Source organism: Escherichia sp. WS568 (assembly GCF_046486085.1).
Lineage (GTDB): Bacteria > Pseudomonadota > Gammaproteobacteria > Enterobacterales > Enterobacteriaceae > Escherichia > Escherichia coli.
The window spans coordinates 1-7,172 of the sequence record NZ_JBJQMC010000045.1 but is presented as its reverse complement, the minus strand read 5'-3'; the positions used below and the strand labels follow the sequence as shown (position 1 = coordinate 7,172).

Genomic DNA, 7,172 nt, shown 5'->3' with positions numbered 1-7,172 from the left:
TTGCAATCCCGCCTTCATGTACCCACTGCTCACCGCCGTTCAGAGTGGTATTCACTGCCTGCCCCTGAAGGCTCTGTCCGCCTCCGGCACTGATAACCGTGTCTGAAACGCTTCCTCCGGCATTCACTCTCTGAAGACCACCACCGGTGACAGTAGTGTTGTTGGCGATACCGCCATTTTGTATCCATTGCCCGCCGGTATTGGCCTCGTTATCCGGCCCATACTCCAGACCGGTACTGATGGTCATTCCGTTGGCCGTACCGAGAACAATCTGGTTGTCATGATTTGTCAGTGTTCCGCCGTTCACGGTTTCTCCCGCCTGTACAACCGTGTCAGCAGCCAGTGCCGGGACTGATGTGACAGCAGCAAGAGACAGCACAACCGCCACACCGGCGCGTTTTCCCCGTGAGCGGGCCAGTTCGGAAGCCACCACCAGGGTGCCCGTAATGTGATTCCATACCAGCCTGTAGCTGGTGTTCAGATGTCGTTTCATCAGCTTTTCCTTACAGAGGGTGAATAAAAAAGCCGGTACCCACAAAAGTGGATACCGGCAGGTACAAAACAGCATGGTCAGATAAAGTGGTTTTTCCCGGACATAAATGCTTCCCTTCTCTCATCCGCCAGAGAAGTATCAGTCCGTTGTGTGCAATTCCGTTCTGCATGATGAAGAGATTCAGCTGCCTTTTCGCAGGCCATTAACCACTATAAACGATCGATAGTAACGATCGATACCTGTTTTATCGATCGTTTTATTCTATTAACAGTAGAGCAGTCACGCAAGAGAAACAGGAGGGGCATGAGGTGTTTGTATCATGTTTTCAGTTGGTTAACGCAATGTAATCAGACATTTCCCCTGGCAGACTGTTCAGAAGAAAATCCAGTTCCATACCGCGCGGGCAACAGAGACCACCGTGTCACGGACGGCACGCAGAACTGTGCGTGCAACAGAGGCAACACAGACGCTCTCCACCGTGTCAAATATCCGGTCCACCGCACCGGTAAACTGTTCACGGGCCTGCCCCCGGACAGATTCCGTGCGCAGCTCGTCCTGCAGGCGGGTCATCAGGGGACTGGCGGCATGGTCGGGAAGCGCTGTCATGAGCGCACTGACCAGCGTATCCAGTTCCCAGCCGGTGCGGGCCGATACGGCAACAACCGGATGTACGGGCCGGAACAGCCGGAATACCGCATCTGTTTTTTCGCGAATGTTCTGTTCCTGTGCGGGAGAAGGCTGAATACCTGCCATATCCCATTCATGGCAGGGCTCTGTTTTGTCGGCCTGCGTCACCACAAACAGCACCTGCTGATGTCCCCGGTGCAGTATGTGTCGCCAGAAATACTCATCCACAGACAGGGCACGGTCATCGGCTTTAATCAGCCACAGTACCAGGTCAAGTTCAGGCAGAATGTCACGGTACAGGGCTTCATACTCTGCATCCCTGTCCCGGCTCTCGCCCACCCCGGGCAGGTCAGTGATAATCATGCTGTGACCGTGGCCACTCAGACGGAAGCGCCGCACTTCCCGGGTGCCGGCGTGAACATCACTGACCGGGGTGACCTCCCCCTGAAACAGTGCATTACAGAGTGAGGATTTACCGGCCCCGCTTTTACCCATAATGCCAATCACGGGTTCGTGACTGGTGAGTTTGCGCAGATGTTCCAGGATGTGACGGGAAAGTGAGTAAGGCAGGGAGGAGAGCGGTTTTTCAATTGCCTCAATGGCATCAGACGGATTCATACATGTATTCCCGGTGAAAAAAGACAAAACCCCCGCACACCGGAAAGGTGGCGGGGGACTCACGGAGATAATATATGTCTGAAATTATCTGGAATGTCGGTACCTTTTATACTCTTCAACAATCAGGTCATGCAGCATTTCGCCGGTACTGAGTCTTCTGACCCTCGATAATTCTTTGAGCTGCGCCCTGGTTTCTGCGTCAAGAAAAAACTGTACATTGACTTTATCTTCCTGCATTTTTTTGTACTTGCGCTGCGCCTTGGCCTTATTGAAACTGTTTCTGAAATTTTTTATATCGTCAGGTGAGGTGAGTGTACAGGTAACCCATATGTCAAATGAAAGGTGAATTGCGTGGTAAATATCAGCAGAACCAGGAAAACTGGCCAGTTTTTCCAGTGCAATATTTTTTCCCTTCAAATAATTCCATGTCCATATGCATTCATGTTCGTTCTCCGGGAGGAGGTAACTGAAAGGACTCTTTGATTTAAATGCCCGTATCCATCTGTCTTTGGTCTGGATTATCCACTCATCCCGCAAATTCTTATCAGAAAGAATATCGAGAACTCTGAGTATTTGTCTGAACTGTGTCGATGAGTCCGACGGGAAGGCATTCCCTTCCAGATACTCTTCTTTAAGATACAGTTTATTCTTTTGAAGCAAGTCTGCGCTTATTTTTGCCCTGTTATTCTGGATAAACTGCATCAACAGATACCAGGAAAATAAGCATGCGCGTTCACTGCCCGCGATCCAGGATATTTTTTCCAGGGGGACCAGGAAGGCCAGGGCCTTCAGACGCATACCAGAAATGATTTGTTCAAGTTCAAAATCTGAAAGTGTGATGTTCAGATTTTCTCTGTTTTTTTTTATGTAAGCGATAAAACGTTCCGGGGGATCATAAACATTAAGGGGCAGTACGGAGATATTACGCTCTCCAAGATAATAAGAGTAATACGCATTTGCTCTTTCATTCATAACCTTATCCGACAAAATTTTCTGAACCATCCTCTTTCTCCGGTTGCTTAAAAATTAAACATAATAAGGTGATAATAACATGATAAAAAGAAGTTTATAATGGTATATTAAGGTGGTCAATAAAAAGGCAATCTGCGCGCTGTACAGTCATTCTGACAGGAAATGCAGGAGGAAGGGAAGGTAACCGGCTTCGTTATGCTGACAGGAATACCTGTTATCATGGAAGTGCACTCATGTGGCCGACGTAGCTTAAGAGGATGGAAGAGTGGAGACTGCAGACAGGGGGTATTGAAAGGTAAACATGTTTCGCCCGCCAGCTGCACCGGGGGCCAGCATCACTTTTTTTACGTTGTAACCCGGTATGCATTCCGGCTTTGATGATTACAGTCAGAGGGCAGCAGACTGACGTTATTTAACCGGACAGAAAAATTATGGACACTGAAATATCGTCTGTTAATACCTCGTTTGTCGGTGTGGTATTCCCTGTATTACCGGCGTCACCGATAAAGAGAGTTATAAACGCCAGAAAGGTACCTCCTTTATGCCGGGGAACACTTACGGAAAATGAAGTCTGAAAAGGAGCACAATGAAAAGAGGCGTGTCCCGTAAATATAACGAATCATCGCAGGATATGCATTATCAGGTGATACCAGAGGGCATTAAACTGTCGTCACGGATAAGAATATACAACATTTCTGATAACAAAACATCATAACGTGTTTCAGATATGTTCCGGCATCAGTCTGACGGATATTATTTCCCGGTAAAACAAACCGGCTACTGTAACGGTTAACTGTATCTGCATAAATTATTTATGATGAAAGAACAGTATTACGGATTCAAATATCATCCTGTTTGCATTCAGGCGGACATTCCCGGATGCCGGAAAGAATATCCTGCAGGCTGAGTGAGTCTCTTCCACAGTGCCGGGATCGCTGTCGCCACGTACATATTGTCACCAGGATGGGTATGTACCGCAGCATGCCATTTCTGGTGAATAACCGCACCTGCACATTCAGTCTGCTGAGAACCTGGCGTGTATCGGGCTGTAAAGAACATCCCTGTCCGTGGCTCCTCTGGTGGTGTTGCCTGCTCAGCAATGACAGGATGCCCTTAAGACGCCCGTCATGGCTCAGTATGATGACGACGAACACGCTCTGCAGGTGAGCATGGGGGCCGGGAGCATCATCATTTCCGTATTTTGTCACACCTTCCGGAAGCAACCGGCATCAGTTGCGGCTATCGTCAACCGTTGTGCGGTATGCCAGGAGCACGTACTGATCCATCAGATCCGTCAGTGCTGCGCTCTGCCTCTGACGGTTGATGATCCATTCCTCCAGCTCTTTTTCTGATTTCCGTTTCAGGTTCTCTTTCCAGTCTTCAAGGCTGTTTCCGGTCATTAAATCAAGCCAGCAAAGCCAGACCAGTTTGAGGCGCAACTCCGTGCCACCAAACTGACGGAAGAGGCTAATCAGTTTATTTGCCAGAGAACGCTGCCTCAGACGTTCACATTCAGACAGGAGAATGCCTTCCAGCATCGGATGATGAACCAGCAGATGTTCACTGGTGCATAAATTCACTATCAGATCATCATCCAGGGGCGGCGTGGCCCGTTTGTCAGGGCCATAAATCAGCCGGTGCAGGCTCTGGGGTACGATGGCAATCTCCGGTTTTTCACCATTGAATGACACCCAACCGGGCGTCAGATTATGGAAGTAGTAGATATTCGGATGACACACGCCCCAGGATACGGCGTGCCGGGTGAAGCCGGTCAGCCATTTCTGGTAGCTTTCGTGGAGCAGTTCGTAACGGGTCTGATACTGTTGTTTCATTTTCATATTCCTCACGGGGATATAACAGGCAGCAGAATGCCGCCGGCAGGCCGGGGATTACGTCTGCTGCGGGTGAACGGATAACGGTCAGAAATTACGGGCGGGGCTGTGCAATACGCGCCTGTAGCCAGGCTTCCACTTCACTTTTCAGCCAGCGGGAGCTGCGGCCCAGCTTGATGGGAGCCGGAAAGGCCCCATCCCTGATGAGCCTGTAAAACCACTTATCTGTCAGGCCGGTCAGTTGAGTGATAAATGCCATGTCGACCATCTGGTCATCCATCAGTGAAACTGGGGTAGCCATGAGAATGTTCCTCCGGATGTTGTTAAACCAGCCGGTGTGGTCATGAAAACAGTGCGCCACCTTCACCGGCATAACAACCGGGGAGAAACGTAAAAAATAATCGGGAATGTGACCGCCAGGAGATAAACGGGGAGGTTGCGGTGGCTGAGCCGTACCGGTATACCGGGTGGTTGTTGCGAAAAGATGCTTCCGCACGCACGCGCGATAAAGAGGGGATAGTTTTCGTGAGGACAGGGAGAGAAGCAGGCGTTCTGATAATTGCAGAGTTGTTTTCGGAGGTGGTTACAGTGAGTCAGCCCGTTCCTGGCGAGGAGGAGACTGATATCACCGATGGGATAAGGCTGTCTGATTGGTATTATAAATATAAGAAGTCATCAGAGAGTAACGTAAAGGATTTGCCAGAATAACCTAAGAGAGTAAATCTCTCCGGTAACAGAGCGCTGTGAAGCATTCTGTATCAGAGTGCAGATACATGAACGCTGATGCGTAAAATCAGCAGTGACACGCCAGCTCCCCCTGTGCCCATTCCTGTATAAGACATGAACTGAGCGTATTAATGCTCCTGCCCTGAGACTGAGCCGGTGAGTGAGGGGCTGAGAAATCCCTCTTGACACTGCTCTAAACCAGAAATACTTCCCCGGTTGTTGCGGTGCGTCCGGATCCCCGATAACGGAACACTAAGGCTGTATTGCGGGACACCAGGTAAGTGGCAGCCCGTAATACGTCAGGAGACGCGGGAAAAGTGAATTCCCACACGCGTTATAAACTTACCCTTGCGGAGCTGGAAGCCTTTAACTCTGCCGTTGACAACCGGCTGGCAGAACTGACAATGAACAAACTTTACGATCGCGCGCCGGCTTCCGTCTGGAAATATGTCACCTGAATATTGAAGCAGCGCTACGATGACTCCGGTGTTATCTGCACCGGAGGACCGGGAACATTAAGCGGTATAGCGACAACAAAGAATTCGAAATCAAAAGGGAATGGTGCCGGAGGCGTGGGCGGTAATAGGCTGATTTTCAGGTATTACCGGCTTACAACGTGTGGTTGATATTGAGGGGCTGTGAGTTTCGCGTATTTGTCAGAAACCCAGATGAGTTTTCCTGTATGAGACGAAATAAGGCAGCGGCAATCCCTGGAAAATTTAATATGGTATGAAGGAGAACCTGTCGGTTACGCTTAATATACACGGTACACTGTCAGCTCAGGGGATACATGAACCGTTATCTCACCAGCTACACAGTATACACACACTGACGCTGACAGTAGTCAGCAGGACCACAATAATCAGCGCCAGCAGTATGGTAACGATACGGTCTGTATTCCGGTAGTAGCCGAAGGGGTCGACAGAACTACAATACGGGCAACACACTGTATTATGAGTAATCGCGTTTCCACAGTCCCTGCACTTCTTTTTGCGTATCACCATCACTCCCTCCTCACAGCCTTACCCGTAACCGGTTTTTTACATTAAAAAACGACGCTGAAAATTCAACCGTCAGTCCGGAGACGACCGTTCGGGTTATCACAGAGTGCCTGAGACAGTGTCCTGCCGGAGGTCACTTCAGGGACTCTGCGCATTTTTTACGACGTGGCTATTCCGTATGAACCATACGGAGATTTAACCATGACCTACAAATACAACCCCTTCTGGCAGCAACGTATTCGTGAGACGGTGCGGCACGCACTGAATGTTCATCCCCGCCTGACGGCATTGCGGGTTGACCTGCGTCTCCCGGATGTACCGGCAGCAACGGACGCAGCTGTGATATCCCGCTTCATCAATGCCCTGAAAGCCCGAATCGACGCTTACCAGAAACGTAAGCATCGGGAAGGTAAACGCGTGCATCCCACCACCCTGCATTACGTCTGGGCCCGGGAGTTTGGGGAGTTCAAAGGTAAAAAACACTATCACCTGATGCTGCTGGTCAACCGGGATACCTGGTGTCGTGCCGGTGATTACCGCGCTCCGGAGTCTCTGGCCGGGATGATTAAACAGGCGTGGTGCAGTGCCCTGGGAGTGGATGTCGGGTGCCATGCCACGCTGGTGCATTTTCCGGCCTGGCCGGCGGTGTGGCTGGCGCGTAATGATGACACCGGCTTTCAGCAAGTGCTGGAACGTGCTGACTATCTGGCGAAAGAGCATACCAAAGCTCACTGCACCGGTGAGCGCAATTTTGGCTGTAGCCGGAGTTGAGCACGACTGGCGCGCCAATATCCGGCAAACCAAAAGTATGGGTTGTTGTCTGGCGGCAACGATGTATCCACTCGCCCACTGACTGTTTTTTACGTCAGTGTTCCATTGTGTGACAACCACAGTGCTGTAACA

8 protein-coding genes and 1 pseudogene are annotated in these 7,172 nt (G+C 50.2%); 3 read left to right on the top strand and 6 right to left on the bottom strand.

Annotated features, from left to right (window positions below; translation table 11 throughout):
- The 3 genes from ACJHWR_RS24775 to ACJHWR_RS24765 form a co-directional block, all read right to left on the bottom strand.
- On the bottom strand, positions 1-493 hold a 493-nt coding region (locus ACJHWR_RS24775; protein WP_410226720.1), incomplete at its 3' end, for an ESPR-type extended signal peptide-containing protein.
- 372 nt (positions 494-865) lie between these two features.
- Entirely contained in the window at positions 866-1,738 is an 873-nt protein-coding gene (locus ACJHWR_RS24770; RefSeq protein ID WP_001376021.1) for a GTPase family protein, read from the bottom strand.
- Positions 1,739-1,822: 84 nt separating this feature from the next.
- On the bottom strand, positions 1,823-2,740 hold the full coding sequence (locus ACJHWR_RS24765) for a hypothetical protein (protein WP_000250223.1): 918 nt from the start codon (positions 2,738-2,740) through the stop codon (positions 1,823-1,825).
- Between the two features lie 1,097 nt (positions 2,741-3,837).
- Here ACJHWR_RS24765 and ACJHWR_RS24760 point away from each other — a divergent pair.
- Positions 3,838-4,034, top strand: a pseudogene (locus ACJHWR_RS24760) (hypothetical protein).
- On the opposite strand, the gene ACJHWR_RS24755 reads toward ACJHWR_RS24760, so the two are convergent.
- Positions 3,940-4,542, bottom strand: a complete 603-nt coding sequence (locus tag ACJHWR_RS24755) for a hypothetical protein (protein ID WP_000813436.1) — start codon at positions 4,540-4,542, stop codon at positions 3,940-3,942. The pseudogene ACJHWR_RS24760 and the gene ACJHWR_RS24755 overlap by 95 nt on opposite strands.
- A gap of 94 nt (positions 4,543-4,636) precedes the next feature.
- Positions 4,637-4,843: a helix-turn-helix transcriptional regulator gene (locus ACJHWR_RS24750; protein WP_000235221.1), complete on the bottom strand. Its 207-nt coding sequence runs from the start codon at positions 4,841-4,843 to the stop codon at positions 4,637-4,639.
- A gap of 706 nt (positions 4,844-5,549) precedes the next feature.
- On the opposite strand from ACJHWR_RS24750, the gene ACJHWR_RS24745 reads away from it, so the two are divergent.
- A complete protein-coding gene (locus tag ACJHWR_RS24745; RefSeq protein WP_001344112.1) occupies positions 5,550-5,726 on the top strand; it encodes an Hha/YmoA family nucleoid-associated regulatory protein in 177 nt (58 codons plus the stop codon).
- A gap of 345 nt (positions 5,727-6,071) precedes the next feature.
- On the opposite strand, the gene ACJHWR_RS24740 is transcribed toward ACJHWR_RS24745, so the two are convergent.
- Positions 6,072-6,272, bottom strand: a complete 201-nt coding sequence (locus ACJHWR_RS24740) for a hypothetical protein (RefSeq protein WP_033875244.1) — start codon at positions 6,270-6,272, stop codon at positions 6,072-6,074.
- 198 nt (positions 6,273-6,470) lie between these two features.
- Here ACJHWR_RS24740 and ACJHWR_RS24735 point away from each other — a divergent pair, with 198 nt between their 5' ends.
- Positions 6,471-7,040 (top strand): inovirus Gp2 family protein, encoded by a 570-nt coding sequence (locus ACJHWR_RS24735; RefSeq protein ID WP_000221555.1) that lies wholly within the window; start codon positions 6,471-6,473, stop codon positions 7,038-7,040.
- Positions 7,041-7,172 lie beyond the last annotated feature (132 nt).